This is a genomic window from Brevibacillus sp. HB1.3, assembly GCF_013186635.1.
In the GTDB taxonomy this organism is placed as follows: domain Bacteria; phylum Bacillota; class Bacilli; order Brevibacillales; family Brevibacillaceae; genus Brevibacillus; species Brevibacillus brevis_D.
The window spans coordinates 122,184-137,199 of record NZ_JABMIT010000010.1 but is presented as its reverse complement, the minus strand read 5'-3'; the positions used below and the strand labels follow the sequence as shown (position 1 = coordinate 137,199).

Below are 15,016 nucleotides of genomic sequence, written 5' to 3'. Positions count from 1 at the left end.
AGACAGTTTCAGGCAGGAGGATGAAGGGGAATCAAATTTCCATCCTCCTGCTTTATGCTGATGGAAACCCCTTCGCCCAGCTTTGCACAAGACATCGCTTCAAATACAGCAGCAGCCGCTTTCTTCGTATCGATCACCCGGCAAATCACTGCCAACGTCCTCTCACTGTCTTCCCCACCGTCACTGTGACCATTCCCTGTCTTTCCCAAGCATTCGTCCAACAGCTGTTCGATCCAATAGCGCATTTCAATCTCTGACTCACATAAATGGGGAAAGCGAATGATCATTGGATGGAAATCGTTCTCTTTCATAACCTGATATCCTTGTACTTTCATCTCTTCTGTCCAGCTCTGCAAAACCTCATCAGGCCTTCCCTCGATCTGTTCCGCTACCACAGCAAAATACTTGCCAATTTCCCCGACATTTCCGTAATGAACGGTATAAAGATGCTCAGATTCCTCATACCAAACCTCCCAGTAGCTCCACCTCATTTCGTTTTTTTTCAGCATCCGAATCACTGTTGTTCAACTCCGTTCAAATTGTAACCGTTTTGTAAATTATTCCACTGATCGACAGACCTTGACAACAACTTACAAAAAGATTGATTCGAAAGACTTGCAACTTTTTATCGAATAGGACTATTCGCTCATTTTAACATAAAAAAAGACGGATATTCGATCCGTCTACAGTCACAATCCTATTTTGTTTTTTTAGGAAATGGAAAGAGGTAAACGTATCTCAAAGCGGGCTCCTTTCCATTTCGGAGAGTTTTCCGCATAGAGTTCGCCTCCATGATCCGCGATGATGCGCTGTGTCGTAGACAAACCTAACCCCGTTCCCTCTTGTTTGGTCGTATAAAAAGGAACGAATAAATTTTGCAGGCAAGAATCTGATAGACCAGGTCCGTTGTCTTCCACAACAATGATTACTTGATTGAGAGAGGAGTATACCTTCACATGAACGAGGTTCCCTTGTGTCATCAATGCTTCAAGCGCATTTTTCAAGATGTTCAAGATGGCTTGCTTGATTCGAGAACGATGACCAAACACATGCCACTCGCCTTGTGCAATGTCCAGCTCTAGCTTGATTCCTCTTCGATTTGCTTCTGGCTCCAGTAAACGAATGACGCCATATAATTCGTCCATCACTAAGAAACGTTCCGATACGATTTTATCATCCCTGTACCGTGCCAAAACAAGGACATCGTTTAATAGCCCATCAATGCGTTCAATTTCCGTTAAGATAACAGAAAAATAGGATTCACTACGATTTGCTTCCCCTTGCTCCCGCAATAACTGAATGAAGCCCTTGATCGCTGTCAGTGGATTCCGAATCTCATGTGCCATCCCGGCAGCCAATTGCCCCACTGCTGCCAGTGCTTCACGCTTGTTTAATTCTTCTTCGTACTTTTTGCTTTCCGTAACATTCCGAAGAACGGCGATTGCTCCCCACATCTCTCCACTGTAATAAATGGGGCTCGTGCTCACTGTCGTCCATTTGCCTCTGTATTCCGCAACATAATGGCCGGACTGCCCGCGTTCAATCACCCACTGGACAAAACGCTCGCTTATATGAGGGCGAAGGGCATGATCAATGTTTTGACCAATGAGTTGATTCCGATCCACGCCATATAAATGACAGACAGCGTAATTCGCTTCAATGACTCTTAGCTGGCGGTCAATCATCAAAACGGCAATATCACTGGACTGTAGAACCAATTGGACTAGCTCCTGTTCAGCGAGCATAGTAACATTTTCTCCTTTGGCGTCACTTGTAGGAGAAGTTGGCGTTTTTTCAAGAGGAAATTGATGCGAATTTTTGTTGAAGACATCATCCATTTGTTGCAATATGTAGTCCATCGATTGATAGAGACGAAGCTGTGCTTGCAAAAGCTCTACTCTCTCCATTTCTGTCGTGGCAAGAGAAAATGAGTTGTTATTCATTTCTTCAATAATAACGTCTCGACACTTGCGCAAAAATTGCTGTAAATACGTAAGATTCATTCCGAGCAACGAAAATTGGTACGCCATTTCGCTCCATTCTCGCTCGAATGCACACGTGTCGACTGCATTTACTACTTCAATCCATTTGGTGATTTGCTGAACAAACAAAGCCTCTGTATTTTCGCGGTCTTCTAGAAGCAAAGCAGAGTAATGATGATCTGAAAGAAAGGAAAACGTCTTGGCCACCGCCGCAGGGACCAAATGAGTAAGATACTTACTTATTCGATTTTTCAAAACACTCTGGCTCCTTTTCTCCGTGCTTCATTGAGGCTATTTTCCCAAGTATGTATAGGCTCTATTATGGACGTAAATGAGACAAGATGTAAAGCGGCTTGATGATATCCTGGTGCAGAGAATGACACCATCCAATCAGGTTCTCTTCTTATCCTTACAGACAAACAATCTCGGCTAGCATCCTATTATCGCGCGCTTTTATTGCCGCTTTCGGAGACCCTCACCTCCTAACCATGTTTGACTGAAACCGCTTTCCCAACATTTTCTATCATATCACGATCGAGCATAAAAAGGTCAAGGATGTTTATTCGTCAACCAATCCAAAAAGCATCTGCCCCCGTAGAGACAAATGCTTTCGCTTTATGAATGGGACTTGACAGCGTAATTGCGCAAATCCGATTTTACCGGGCTATTAGGATTGGTTCCTGTATGCGCGCGCTTGAAAGCCTCGCTTTCTGTCCAATTTTTAAACGATTCTTCATCTGTCCATTTCGTAAACACGATGTATTCGTCACCTTCCGTCGGTGCCAGGAAAAGGAACTCCAAAAAACCAGGAACCTCCTTCATCCGTTCTCCCCCATTACCAAATGCACGTTCCAAATGGGATTGGTAGTCTGCTGGTACAGTCAGCCTGTTCATGGATACATACATGATTGGTCACACGTCCTTTTCATTGGGTTCATCTACCAATTTCCATTATACTACTCCTTTGGCGAAAAACCTAAAAACCGCAAACGCTATTCGCGCCTGCGGTTGATTTGTTGCTCGAGCATGATATCCATCAAGAGTGTATCCTGCAACGGATCTTTCGGGTCTGCCGTCAGCAAGGCAGCGACAGCGGCCATCGAACATCGAACGGATTGGTAGGAATAAAAGGCATCTCGCTCTGATTCACTGAACAAAGATATATCCGATCGCTCTTGGGGCGGATAGGGGAAGTCAGTCTCGACACCAGCACGATCAAGAACAATGAGTGCCTGTTTAATCGCAATCAATGCCGCACTGACACTAATTCCGTATTCTTGGCGTAGATCTTCCCACACCTGAAAAGCAGATTTTTCTACCCTTTCCTGATTGGGACGCGTAATGATTCCTGTTTTGCGCCCTTCTTTCAATAACCAATCCACAAAAATATCGTTACGTGGAGGAAAAGCGTATACTTGCAGCTTCATTTCCAATTCTGTCGGGTTATCCTTGGCAAATCGGGCGTGAGCCAACGACATTTCGTAACGTCTGGACGGATGCCCAGGAACCGTGACAAATACAGTATCTTGTCGCACTGCTGCGATTTGCAGCTTGGTTCGCGCTGGTATCCTGCCTTGAGGTGCCTTTTCCCTACGAATATTACCAGGAATCAATTCTACGCCGAATTGATGGTACTCCAGCGGTGAATCTATCCAGGGAATGGGCTCTCTCGTCTGTATTTCGTATAGCCCGTTAAACGTCACCCATTCGCCGGGGCGGCGCTGACTGCGAACTAAAACAGCATGAGTTTCTTTTTCTGGTGGCACTTCTGTATCTTGATCCTCCGGTGGGGGATGAATTCGCTTGTGTTCGATAAGAATGCAGTCGGTCATGAACAATCGCTCGAGCAATTCCCGCTTGCTCACCCATTCATATCCGATGCGGTAAATCCGATTTTTCATCGGCTTCACCTCCTTTTGATCGCCATGATTGCATCATCCTGGTTTGTTTCTATTACCCTACCTTATGTAATCGTCGCTTTGTCCGTGCTAACGAGTTCGTACAATCCGCTGAAGCGCTTGGGCTGCTTTTTCAGGTGATTCTGCTCGGCTGATCGCACTGATAATCGCGACGCCATCGGCCCCCGCAGCAAGCACTTCAGAAGCATTTTCCAGTGTAATACCACCAATCCCGACGATAGGCAAGTCATTACCGACAGCCTTGCGGATCTCCTCTAGCCCAACCGGTCCGATGGGCTCACCAGCATCTGCCTTGGAACGGGTAGCAAACATCGCTCCTACACCAATACAATCGACGCCACCGTTTTGGGCAGCGAGTGCCTCTTCGACTGTACCTGCCGAAACGCCGATGTACATCTCAGAGCCAACTTTGGCTCGTACTTCTGACAACGTCATGTCATCTTGCCCAACATGGACGCCGTCTGCCTGCAAGCGAATCGCCAGATCTACATCGTCATTCACAAAAAAAACGGTATCATGTTCACGGCATAGCTGTTGCAACTGAATGCCCAACTCATATTGCTCCTGAGCAGTTAGCTTGCTTCCTTTATCGCGTAGCTGAAGCGTGCCCACTCCACCGCGCAATGCTGCTTCCACGGTTTGAACGGTCTTTTCACTGGAATACCCGCAGTCCTGCGTGCCAATAACAAAATATACACCCATCTTTTCTCGAAGTCTTTGTATATCACGCATGCTTTATTTCCCCTCCCAACGATCCAATGCCTCTCGATAAGCGCTGGCTGCTGACTTGGCATCCGTTGCATCTGTGATCCCCGATAAGACAGCAATGCCCGTACACCCTGCTTCCAAAACATGCGCCGTCCGATCTGGTGTGATACCACCGAGTCCGATGATCGGCACATGCCATCTTGCCGTCATTTGCGCAAGTTCGATTGTTCCTCTTGGCGCAAGACCCGGCTTCGAACCACTCGCAAAAATATGCCCGTAGAGCAGGTAATCGACATTTGCAGCAATGGCTTCCTGTACTTCCAAAAAGGAATGGACAGAACGCCCTATTTTTTGACCAGTCTTCAGTACCATTCTCGCTTCCGCAGGAGACAGACTATGGTATGCCAGGTGAGCACCTGCACAACCAGACGCAGCTGCCACGTCCACCCGATCATTCATGATCAAGCACGAAAGGGGAATAACATTCGACAATGCTTTTACCCAGTCCATGCATTCCTTTGCGGTACGCTGTTTTTCCCGTATGTGTAAAAAGTTCATACCACCTGCATAAGCAGCTTCTGCCATTCGCATTACGTCATCAAGCGAATGTCTGCCGCTCGTAATCACATGCAGCTCACGAGTGCTTGACATTTGGTTCGCCTCCAGCGAGTGCTGTCACACATTCCTGTAGCCATTGTGTCGTTTTGTCTTCTTTGTCAGTCGGAGACTGAGCCAACAGCTCAATCACGAGACGACGCAAAAAAAATGCTTGTTGCACGGTAAGTGGAAAGGTAATATTTTTCGGCTTGGTTTCCTGTTTCTCCAACGTCTCTACGCCCGCCAACAAAATATCACCGATAGACTCCACAAGTTCGCGAATCTGCTCATTTTGATTCAATTCGTCATAGCAGCCATCATATAGTCTGCACAAAAGTAAAAACGCCTGTGACGACAAGGTCACCGGCTGTACATTCTGCATCGGTTCCGTCATACGTTTCCCTCCACTCGCTAGAAAAAAACAAAATCTATTATATCACATCATGACCTGTATCAATGAAGAAAACCGCTGATTGCTCAGCGGTCTTTTGCAGTTCCTTCATTTCGATCATTATGATTCGATTGTCGCAAATTTGTGTTGCGATCATTTTCATCCAGCGTTTTACCACGATTTTTCCCGAGGTCTTTGCTGTTGTTGTTCTTTCCCAATTGATTCACCTCCTACGTCGTTCATAGGATAGCGTAACCAATTCGGGTCACTTTATTAGCTGGTTGCGAGTAGTCTCTTGCGTTTGTAGATCGCGTAGCCGATGGCGAACGGTACACGCCACCCAAACAAAAACGCCAGTGTGATGAAATAAGTCACACCTGCAAAAATAAGCGTAGTCGGTACATCTGTCCACCAGGAGCGGATCAGCAAGCCAATGGGTGCCGCTACTGTCCAAGTAATCAGTACCGATAATAATTGTCGGCCCGCAGATTCATATGTTCGATGTCCGTAGCTCTTGAAAAGCAGACTCGCGATGATCCATCCTACGAGGAAAGGAGCTAATGTTTCGATCATTCCCATAACCGTGACAGGGTAGTTATGAATGATTTTTCCATAATAAACAAAAAGCACAAAGGCGATCAGATCCCCGAGCAACAAAAAATAGCCCGGTGGCGACAAACGCAGTCTCATGTATACCCTCTTTTCCGGGTCTTGTCAGAGTAAACCCTCTTGGTTCACCCCTATTGTACACATGCTCTGAACGCCCTTCAATCAATCCAAGCTTTTATTCACCAAACAGCAACAATTGCAGCTTTTGCTTGACCTCTGGCCATTCGCGATCGAGTATGCTGAAGTATACCGAGTCGCGAATATATCCATCTGGCATCACCATATGATTGCGCAGGATACCTTCTCGAATGCCACCGATTCGGGCAATGGCACGTTGCGAATTCAAATTGCGCGAATCTGTCTTGAGCTGTACGCGAATACAACCGACTTGTTCGAAGCAGTGGCGCAAGAGAAGCCACTTACACTCTGTATTGACGCCCGTTTTCCAGACGGATGGGGTCAGCCATGTAAACCCGATTTCCAGCCCGCGATCTTTTTGCGCTATCCCTAAGAATCTCGTGCTCCCGATGATCCGCTCATCTGCTCGGCGAATGATGACGAATGGCAATTCTGTTTGGGCTTGTTCATTTTTTAAAGCCTGCAGGATAAAAGCCTGAGCATCTTCTCTCGTTCGAATGGTAATGGACATATGCGGCCAAATCTCTTCGCATGCACCTGCTTCCCAGATTCCGTCCACATGAGCCATCCTGAGCGGCTCCAATCGGACCAGTTTGCCTTCCAAGATAACTGGTTCCATGTTTAACATGTCTGTCTCTCCTCTACTGTTCTGCTTCAATCATCGAGCAGAACAGCTTCCCGAAATTTTTCCAATGATACGGGCTTGCGAGGACGCTGTCAAGACAAAAAAGATGAGGTTACGCTTCTTCACTGATAATGACTTGCTTCCCCCTGCGCTTTAAGAGTAGGGGGATCAGCAACCACAGAACCGCACAAACCAGAAAAGCAGCGGATAGCGGCTTCGTGAAGAAGATCGAGAAGTCGCCATTCGAGGTGGTCAACGCTCTTCTCATGTTATTTTCGATCATCGGTCCCAACACAAGGCCGAGGACAAGCGGTGCCAGGGGAAAATCATTTTTCGTCAGGTAATAGCCAGCTACCCCACAAATCACAAGCAAAATCAGGTCAAACGTACTGATTTGCACAGCGTACACACCGAAAACGGAAATCGCGATAATGAGCGGAAGCAGGAAATGGGACGGTGTTTCAATAATTTTCGCAAACACTTTTACCAAAGGCATATTCAAAACCAGCAACATGACATTTCCGATAAACATACTGGCAATCAAGCCCCAAGCAATCTGCGGGTGATCACTAAACAATAGTGGACCCGGCTGTACGTTATACATCAATAAGGCACCCATCAAAATCGCAGTTGTACCGGAGCCGGGAATACCCAACGTCAACAGTGGAATCATCGCACCGCCAGAAGCTGCATTGTTTGCAGACTCTGGTGCTGCTACACCTGCGATCGCTCCTTTTCCAAAGCGGCTAGGATCCTTGCTCAGCTTTTTCTCAAAAATATACGAGAAGAAGGATGCGAGGGTAGCGCCAGCACCAGGCAAAACACCAATGAAAAAGCCGAGCAACGAGCCGCGTGTAATCGGTCCGGCACTTTCTTTCAAGTCCTGCTTGGAAGGCAGTACCCGCCCCACTTTAATGATTTCATTTGAGGATTGATCGTCTTCGATTATCGTCTTGAACACTTCTCCAAGGGCAAACAAACCAACTGCTATCGTGAGGAACTCCAAGCCTTGGTACAAATCGGGAATATCGTATGTAAATCGCGCCACACCCGAAACGGTATCCATCCCAATTGTCGCAAGCAAAAGTCCCAAGACTGTCATAATGAGGGCTTTCGTCATCGACTTCCCCCCCAGTCCACTGACCGCACACAAACCGAGAAGCATGAGGGAGAAATATTCAGCGGGGCCGAATTTCAAAGCGAGATCAGATAATGGATCAGCTAAAAACACAAGCGCTATCAACGCTACTAGCCCCGCGATAAAAGAACCGATTGCTGCAATCGACAACGCTGCGCCAGCACGTCCCTGTTTGGCCATTTGATAGCCATCCAATGTCGTTACGACAGAGGAGGATTCACCCGGTGTATTTAACAAAATGGATGTCGTGGAACCACCGTACATCGCGCCATAGTAAACGCCTGCCAACAAAATCAGTGCGCTAGCTGCCGCACTCTCAGGAGGTAAGCCAGAGGTCAAGGATGCTGTAACGGGCATCAATAACGCGACGCCGCTCATCGGACCGATGCCGGGAAGGACCCCTACCGCAGTACCGATCAGGACGCCAATAAAGGCAAAGACCAGATTATGCCACTGTAAGGCAACGAGAAAACCCTCCGCCAAAAATTGCAAGGCACTCATGCTAATCTATCCCCTCCCTAGACGCCTAGCCAGACAGGTAGTCCTGGAAGCGTACCTTTTAGCAAATGCACATAGATGACATAAACGCCTACTGAAAACAGTAAGGAAACGATTGCCGATTTAAGTACGCTTTTACTTCCCATCATGGTGAAGGCGTACAGAAGGAATGCGAAGCTCGCGATAACATAACCGAGTTGCTCCAGCAACAAAACATACAAAACTGTCGCTGCCAAAATGAATAAAAACCGCTTGTATCGCAGTGGGCTCTGTGACACAGATGTGGAAGCAACCACGCCTTTCTTATAGGTCTCCCAAAACAGTCGCAAGCTCAACAAGATCAGGATGACACCAAGTCCGAATGGAAACATATTCGGCCCGACCTGACTACCATATGCACTAGACGAAATATTTTGACTTTCAACAATAAAGAGTGCACCTACAAGCGCAAAAAACAGGCTACCGATCCGATCAAACATCAGGTTCATGTATACCTCCTAAGGTGTGGAAAAGGAGGGGATGCCCCTCCTCTCCCTACTTCGACATTCCCAGTGATGTCAACAGTTCTTTGACCTGCTTATCTTGTTCGTCCAGGAATGCTGAGAAAGCAGCAGCATCCTTGTACTCGCTTTCCCAACCGTTTGCCGCCAATTCTTTTGTCCATGCCTCATGCGTGGAAAGTTGTTTCAGCTTGGCATCCCAGTAAGCTTTTGCGTCTGCTGGCATATCAGCCGGACCGAAGACACCGCGCCAAATCGTGAACGTCGCATCAATGCCTTGCTCTTTTAACGTCGGTATCTCTTTCAAATTGCCGCCGAGACGTTCATCAGAAGTAACGCCCAGCACGCGAATTTTCCCTGCTTTCAAATATTCACCCACGCTGGAAGCATCCGTTGCAATGATGTCTGCATTCCCGCCCAATAAGGCTGCCATTGCTTCTCCACCGCCATCATAGGAGACGTATTTGACGCTTTTCGGATCAATTCCATATTTAGCTGCTGGTAATACGCCGATCAGATGGTCCATCGATCCAGGAGCTGAGCCCCCTGCCAGAGTAATTTTGCTAGGGTCAGCCTTGATCGCGTCCAGCACACTCTTGATGTCCTTATGAGGCGAATCCGCTTTTACAACAAGAGTACCGAAATCTTTCGTCATTTGCGCCAATGGTGTGACCTCTTTGTAGCCAAATGGGCTGTTCCCCTCTTTTTTGTTATGGTTAATCAAGATAGGAGGAGAGCTCACGAATAATTTATAAGGATTGCCTTTGTCTTTGCTTACATACTCAGCCAAGAACACGGTCCCCCCGCCGCCCGGCTTGTTTTCAACCGTGATGGTTTCTGTCACCAGCTTGCTTTCTGCTAACACCTTTGCTACCGAGCGAGCTGTCTTATCCCAGCCCCCACCTGCACCCGATGGAGCTACATACACGATCGGCTTTTCCGGGTATTTGGATGCCTCTGTGGCAGGCGCTCCGGAAGTTGCTGTTCCCGTATTTCCGGTACCTCCACCACAAGCAGCCAAAACTAGTGTAAGAAAAGTGGACAATGTGATTAGCACTTTTTTTCTTTTCATCAAGCAAATATCCCCCTTAACCCGCTTATTTGTAAGCGCTATCACGCTTGAGCATAATGTACCACCGCGGTAGCTAGGGGAATAGTTTTCGTGCATAAGGTCTATTTTGAAAATTAATCACTTTTTGTTCATATTGTTCATGGAACAGGATGGAAGAAAGCGGTATTTTCTTTCCGGTCTGCCAACTGTGCCATAAATCAAGTCAGCACGCGCCTTTTTTTCCAGGACCAAGTATTCTAAATACCGTCGCGCCGTTGTTCGACTGGTTCCAATCTCGCGGCCAATCTCCTCCGCCGAGACCCCCTTGTCCCCAGTCTGTCTGATCGCTTCGATCACCTTTTCAAGTGTTAAGAGATCAATTCCTTTTGGTGCAAGCACATCGCGATTTTTCGGGGCAACCAGTCTTCTGGTCAGCATTTGGTCAATGACTTCCTGGTCTACCTCGACGGCTTCTCTCGTCCGAATGACATGCTTGCGATAGCTTTCCAACCGTTCACGAAAACGCTCGAAAACCAGCGGCTTGACGATGTAATCATACACTCCGCCGCGTAGTGCTTCCTGTACCATTTCCATCTCCTTAGCTGCGGTGATCATGATCACGTCAACTTCGCGGTAATGTTGCCGAATATGCCAGACCAGCTCCGTTCCCAGCATGTCAGGCAGGTACACATCCAACAAAACGAGCTGGGGGCGCGTACAAGACAGTAATTCTTTGGCATCCGTCCCATTCGTTGCTGTAGCAATGACTTCAAAGCCTTCAATCTTGCTGACAAATCGCTTATTGATATCGATAATCCGCATATCGTCCTCAACGATGAGAACCTCCAGCTTTCTCAAGACGCCACCTCCATTCTTTTTCGTAAGGATACTGTGAAAAGTGCACCACCTAGCTCGCTTCTGCCGACGAGAATATAGCCATCCCATTCATTGATGATTCCATGCACCTTGGCCAGACCAATTCCACGATCTTCGCCTTTTTTCGTTGAAAAACCGTGTTCGAATATTTTTTCTCGCAGATCTTCCCCAACTCCCGGACCTGAGTCCTCGACTTCAAACAAGATCTCATCGCCCGTGTCAGACAAATAACACTCTACTCGTTTTTGCTCGACACATGGCTCGTTGACAGCTTCCATCGCATTTTGGATCAGTGTCCCCAATAAAACCACGATCTGCTGTCGGTTAATCGTCGGCGGGAGCTCCTTCAAGTGACTGTCGTGATGGATGACGAATTGAATTTTCAGCTCCTTGGCTCGATTGTGCATACCTAACAGCAACGCGCCTATTAACGGATCGGGAATTTGCTTCGCCAAAAATAAAATCATCTCTTGCTGTGCGGACGTTTCACTCGTAATCAGCACGACCGCTTCCTGAATCGAACCAAGCTGCAACAAGCCGGAAATGGTATACAACAAATTGTGAAATTCATGTGTTTGGGCGCGAAGTACATCCGCATAACGCCTCGCTTGGGACAATTCTGAAGCTAGCTGGTCAATTTCCGATTTGGGTCGAAAGCTGCTGACTACTCCTACGACCTTCCCCCCGAACTTGATCGGAAGTCGATTCACAATGATTTCTTTTCCACTCATGATCGATTCGCGATCTAATTGATGCTCGCCTGATTCCAGAACTTCCGGCATACGACTGTCTGGTAGCACTTCCACTATTTCTTTGCGATGAAACTCTCCTTCCGGTAAGTTCAAAATACGAATGGCAGCCTTGTTGATCATCGTAATGCGTTTATTGCGGTCAATCGCCACGATGCCTTCGCGGACTGACTCCAGTACAGCATTTCTCTCTACGTACAACGATGCGATCTCCTCCGGCTCCAATCCCAAAATTAAGCGCTTTAAATAGCGACTGAGTGCAATGGCACCAGCAACACCGCACAACAAAGCGAGAAGAGTCAGAATCAAGATACGGTCTTGGTAGAGGTCAATGGCCTCCTCGATATCCTCTAGCAGGAACCCAACGGAAACGATTCCGATGATGTCCCCTTTCTCGTTTTTGATCGGCACCTTCCCTCGCAATGATGGTCCCATGCTGCCGACCGCCTTTGATATGTACGATTGACCATGTGAGAGTCCAGGCTCGTTATCTCCTCCCACCATTTCCTTTCCAATCCGATCCACAATCGGATGCGCATACCGAATTCCCTCATGGTTTCCTACGACCACAAACTCTGCTCCGGTTTGAACACGGACGTTCTCAGCGATAGGTTGAATGAGCGCAGGAGGATCATTGCTTGAAAAAGCACTACGCAGCTCAGGATCGCTGGCAACGATCTTCGCCACACTCAATGCTTTTTTGCCCACCTGCTCTTCGATCGAAGACGCAACAAGGGAAGAAAACACCATTCCAATTGACGAAACAATCAGAATAATAACGATAGCAATTAATAAGATCATTCTGGTTTGCAAAGACATATGGATTTTTCTTGTCGTCACAGCTTGCTCACCCCTTGCTTCATCTTACCACCCTCATTAGGTGAAAAGGTAGAATCATTCCCATTGTCAATGACGAAGCTTGTCGTTGAAGGCTATCTGTTTATGACGAAAATTCAGGTATTAGGCCTTCTTTCCCCCAATATAATGTTACAACTTGTATTCAAGACAAACTGGGGAGCTTGTCCGAATACGAGACATCTTGAAAAGCAAAGGAGGGAAAGAAGTGAAGACGCAAACGGTATCAAATGGAATTGTTACCCTGACGAAGGAAGGCGAAGAGGCAATTAAGAACAGTCCGCTTTATAATGAAGGTCTTCGGCCGACGAGGACAGCAGAGCACACCTGGACATCTTACAACTTCGCCAGCTTGTGGATTGGGATGTCGATCTGTTTGCCGACGTATGCAATGGCGGCAGGGTTAATTTCCTTGGGTATGAACTGGTGGCAGGCCATTTTGACGATCATTCTCGGTAATTGTATTGTCCTTATTCCCATTCTCCTTAACTCTCATGCCGGGACGAAATTTGGCATTCCGTATCCAGTTTTTGCGCGCCTCTGGTTTGGCTCTAAAGGAGCGCACATCCCTGCTGTCGCTCGCGGTTTGATTGGTGCAGGCTGGTTTGGCATCAACTGTTGGTTCGGAGGTGCTGCCATCGATACACTCCTCATGTCGATGACAGGCTGGGCAAATGTTCCCGGACATCTCTGGATATCCTTCTTTGGCTTTTGGCTGTTAAACGTATGGGTCGCTTATCGCGGTCCTGAAACGATCAAAAAAATGGAGGCTTGGGCTGCTCCCGTCCTAATCATTATGAGCTTGGCTCTTCTCGTCTGGGCGCTAACTAAAGCAGGCGGATGGGGACCGATGCTCTCTGCACCTTCGAAATTCACTACCACTTCAGAATTCCTCAAGGTTTTCTTCCCTGCATTGACGGGAGCGATTGCTTTTTGGGCAACAATGGCCCTCAACATTCCGGATTTCTGTCGGTATGCCAAAAGTCAAAAAGCCCAAGTCATCGGACAATCCTCTTCGCTGCCGACCACGATGGGTTTCTTCTCGTTCATCGGAGTTGCAGTCGCTTCTGCTACTGTCGTTATTTACGGCGAAGCGTTGTGGGACCCTGCTGCCGTGTTGGCTAAATTCTCGCCTTTCGCCATTTTCCTCGGAACGATTGGAATTATTCTTGCCACATTGACGACCAACGTAGCGGCCAATATCGTCGCTCCTGCCCGGGCAGTGGAAAATCTAGCCCCTCGCCGTCTCTCCTATGAAGCCGGCGCCCTCATCGCTGGGGTCGTGTCGCTCTTGTTGCAGCCTTGGTACATTTTAGAGAACTTCGGCAACTACATCTTTTTATGGCTCGGCACCTATGGAGCCTTGTTAGGCCCGATTGACGGAATAGCCATCGCCGACTATTGGCTTGTGCGCAAACGGCGTATTCATTTAACAGAGTTGTACAAAACAAATGGAATCTACACCTACAAAACGGGTTTTAATGGCAGAGCCATCTGGGCGATGCTCATCGGTATTGCGATTCCTTTTATAAGTAAATACATTCCGGGCTTATCTATTATTTGGGATAACGCTTGGACTGTCGGACTACTGATTTCACTCGTGATTTACACATGGATGATGAAAGATGATGGTTCGATCTTGAGTGCCAACGATTACGAGAAAATCACGGCAAACAAAAAACAAACGATTGCTTCCTAATACAAGCTACAAAAAAAGACTGGCTGCCCCGTTGGGTTTGCCAGTCTTTCGTTTGCTCACTTACTCTATCATTTAAATGGACTGACATCGAGCACAGATAGAATCGCAATCTCTTCGATTTGAACGTCAGGCTCATAGCAAATATAATACGTTAGCTCCGGGCTGATTCGATACCGAATCCCCCGGTATCCACAAGCAATCAAATACGCACGCACCTTGTCCCCTGTCCATTGCAGCCACTCTTCATAGCCCATTCCGTTTTGTCTTTGTTCGAGTTCCTCTTCTGAAAAAGCAGCACGCAATGCATCGATGCGCAGTTCATTTTCCCCATAGCGCTCGTCCAAACAAACGAGACCCTGCAAATGAAGCTGCTGGCTCAGCACCACTGCCTTCTCCCCATTGGTTTCTGCATGACAAATCGCATACTGTGCGGCGATTTCCGGATTGCTCACCAAGTAAACACCAGTCCCAAACACTGCCTTTGCACTCGCACCGTTTGTAAAATGACGCCTTTCTGCTCTCTCATACTTTTGCGCTTTCACGACACGAAGTCCCTCACCGTATTCGACCCCTCGATATACAATCTGCCTCATCCCTGAACGCTCCTTTTGTCTCTGATGGAATCCTTCCAATGATGTGAAAAGGAGGAAGGCGCATAACAGGCACCTCCCTCACTCTTTT

The 15,016-nt window shown here is 47.5% G+C and carries 17 protein-coding genes; 1 reads left to right on the top strand and 16 read right to left on the bottom strand.

The window, feature by feature from the left end; all coding sequences use genetic code 11:
- Positions 1–8 precede the first annotated feature (8 nt).
- The 15 genes from HPY31_RS21745 to HPY31_RS21680 form a co-directional block, all read right to left on the bottom strand.
- Positions 9–518 carry a hypothetical protein gene (locus HPY31_RS21745; protein ID WP_172142425.1) on the bottom strand — a complete coding sequence of 170 codons (510 nt, stop codon included), beginning with the start codon at positions 516–518 and terminating at the stop codon, positions 9–11.
- A 192-nt stretch (positions 519–710) separates the two neighbouring features.
- Positions 711–2,237 carry a two-component system sensor histidine kinase NtrB gene (locus HPY31_RS21740; protein WP_172142424.1) on the bottom strand — a complete coding sequence of 509 codons (1,527 nt, stop codon included), beginning with the start codon at positions 2,235–2,237 and terminating at the stop codon, positions 711–713.
- 360 nt (positions 2,238–2,597) lie between these two features.
- On the bottom strand, positions 2,598–2,876 hold the full coding sequence (locus HPY31_RS21735; protein ID WP_235617487.1) for an antibiotic biosynthesis monooxygenase family protein: 279 nt from the start codon (positions 2,874–2,876) through the stop codon (positions 2,598–2,600).
- 98 nt (positions 2,877–2,974) lie between these two features.
- Entirely contained in the window at positions 2,975–3,883 is a 909-nt protein-coding gene (locus HPY31_RS21730; RefSeq protein ID WP_172142423.1) for a hypothetical protein, read from the bottom strand.
- A gap of 87 nt (positions 3,884–3,970) precedes the next feature.
- Positions 3,971–4,633: a thiamine phosphate synthase gene (gene thiE, locus HPY31_RS21725; RefSeq protein ID WP_172142422.1), complete on the bottom strand. Its 663-nt coding sequence runs from the start codon at positions 4,631–4,633 to the stop codon at positions 3,971–3,973.
- Positions 4,634–4,636: 3 nt separating this feature from the next.
- Positions 4,637–5,260: a thiamine phosphate synthase gene (locus HPY31_RS21720; RefSeq protein ID WP_172142421.1), complete on the bottom strand. Its 624-nt coding sequence runs from the start codon at positions 5,258–5,260 to the stop codon at positions 4,637–4,639.
- The gene (locus HPY31_RS21715) at positions 5,244–5,600 is read right to left on the bottom strand and encodes a hypothetical protein (protein ID WP_172142420.1); all 357 of its coding nucleotides are present in this window, start codon (positions 5,598–5,600) and stop codon (positions 5,244–5,246) included. The genes HPY31_RS21720 and HPY31_RS21715 overlap by 17 nt, the downstream gene beginning before the upstream one ends.
- Before the next feature lie 37 nt (positions 5,601–5,637).
- A complete protein-coding gene (locus HPY31_RS28650; protein WP_216675752.1) occupies positions 5,638–5,775 on the bottom strand; it encodes a hypothetical protein in 138 nt (45 codons plus the stop codon).
- 95 nt (positions 5,776–5,870) lie between these two features.
- Positions 5,871–6,287 carry a DUF3054 domain-containing protein gene (locus tag HPY31_RS21710; RefSeq protein ID WP_172142419.1) on the bottom strand — a complete coding sequence of 139 codons (417 nt, stop codon included), beginning with the start codon at positions 6,285–6,287 and terminating at the stop codon, positions 5,871–5,873.
- 94 nt (positions 6,288–6,381) lie between these two features.
- Complete coding sequence (locus tag HPY31_RS21705) at positions 6,382–6,972, bottom strand: GNAT family N-acetyltransferase (RefSeq protein ID WP_172142418.1); 591 nt, start codon at positions 6,970–6,972, stop codon at positions 6,382–6,384.
- Positions 6,973–7,081: 109 nt separating this feature from the next.
- Positions 7,082–8,608 carry a tripartite tricarboxylate transporter permease gene (locus tag HPY31_RS21700; protein ID WP_172142417.1) on the bottom strand — a complete coding sequence of 509 codons (1,527 nt, stop codon included), beginning with the start codon at positions 8,606–8,608 and terminating at the stop codon, positions 7,082–7,084.
- 17 nt (positions 8,609–8,625) lie between these two features.
- Positions 8,626–9,093 (bottom strand): tripartite tricarboxylate transporter TctB family protein, encoded by a 468-nt coding sequence (locus tag HPY31_RS21695; protein ID WP_172142416.1) that lies wholly within the window; start codon positions 9,091–9,093, stop codon positions 8,626–8,628.
- 46 nt (positions 9,094–9,139) lie between these two features.
- Positions 9,140–10,177, bottom strand: a complete 1,038-nt coding sequence (locus HPY31_RS21690; protein WP_172142479.1) for a tripartite tricarboxylate transporter substrate binding protein — start codon at positions 10,175–10,177, stop codon at positions 9,140–9,142.
- 117 nt (positions 10,178–10,294) lie between these two features.
- Positions 10,295–10,978 carry a response regulator gene (locus HPY31_RS21685; protein WP_253901902.1) on the bottom strand — a complete coding sequence of 228 codons (684 nt, stop codon included), beginning with the start codon at positions 10,976–10,978 and terminating at the stop codon, positions 10,295–10,297.
- A 32-nt stretch (positions 10,979–11,010) separates the two neighbouring features.
- Entirely contained in the window at positions 11,011–12,600 is a 1,590-nt protein-coding gene (locus HPY31_RS21680; RefSeq protein ID WP_216675751.1) for an ATP-binding protein, read from the bottom strand.
- Between the two features lie 244 nt (positions 12,601–12,844).
- Here HPY31_RS21680 and HPY31_RS21675 point away from each other — a divergent pair, with 244 nt between their 5' ends.
- Positions 12,845–14,335, top strand: a complete 1,491-nt coding sequence (locus tag HPY31_RS21675) for an NCS1 family nucleobase:cation symporter-1 (RefSeq protein WP_172142413.1) — start codon at positions 12,845–12,847, stop codon at positions 14,333–14,335.
- A gap of 68 nt (positions 14,336–14,403) precedes the next feature.
- Here HPY31_RS21675 and HPY31_RS21670 read toward each other — a convergent pair whose 3' ends face one another.
- Complete coding sequence (locus HPY31_RS21670) at positions 14,404–14,928, bottom strand: hypothetical protein (RefSeq protein WP_172142412.1); 525 nt, start codon at positions 14,926–14,928, stop codon at positions 14,404–14,406.
- Positions 14,929–15,016 lie beyond the last annotated feature (88 nt).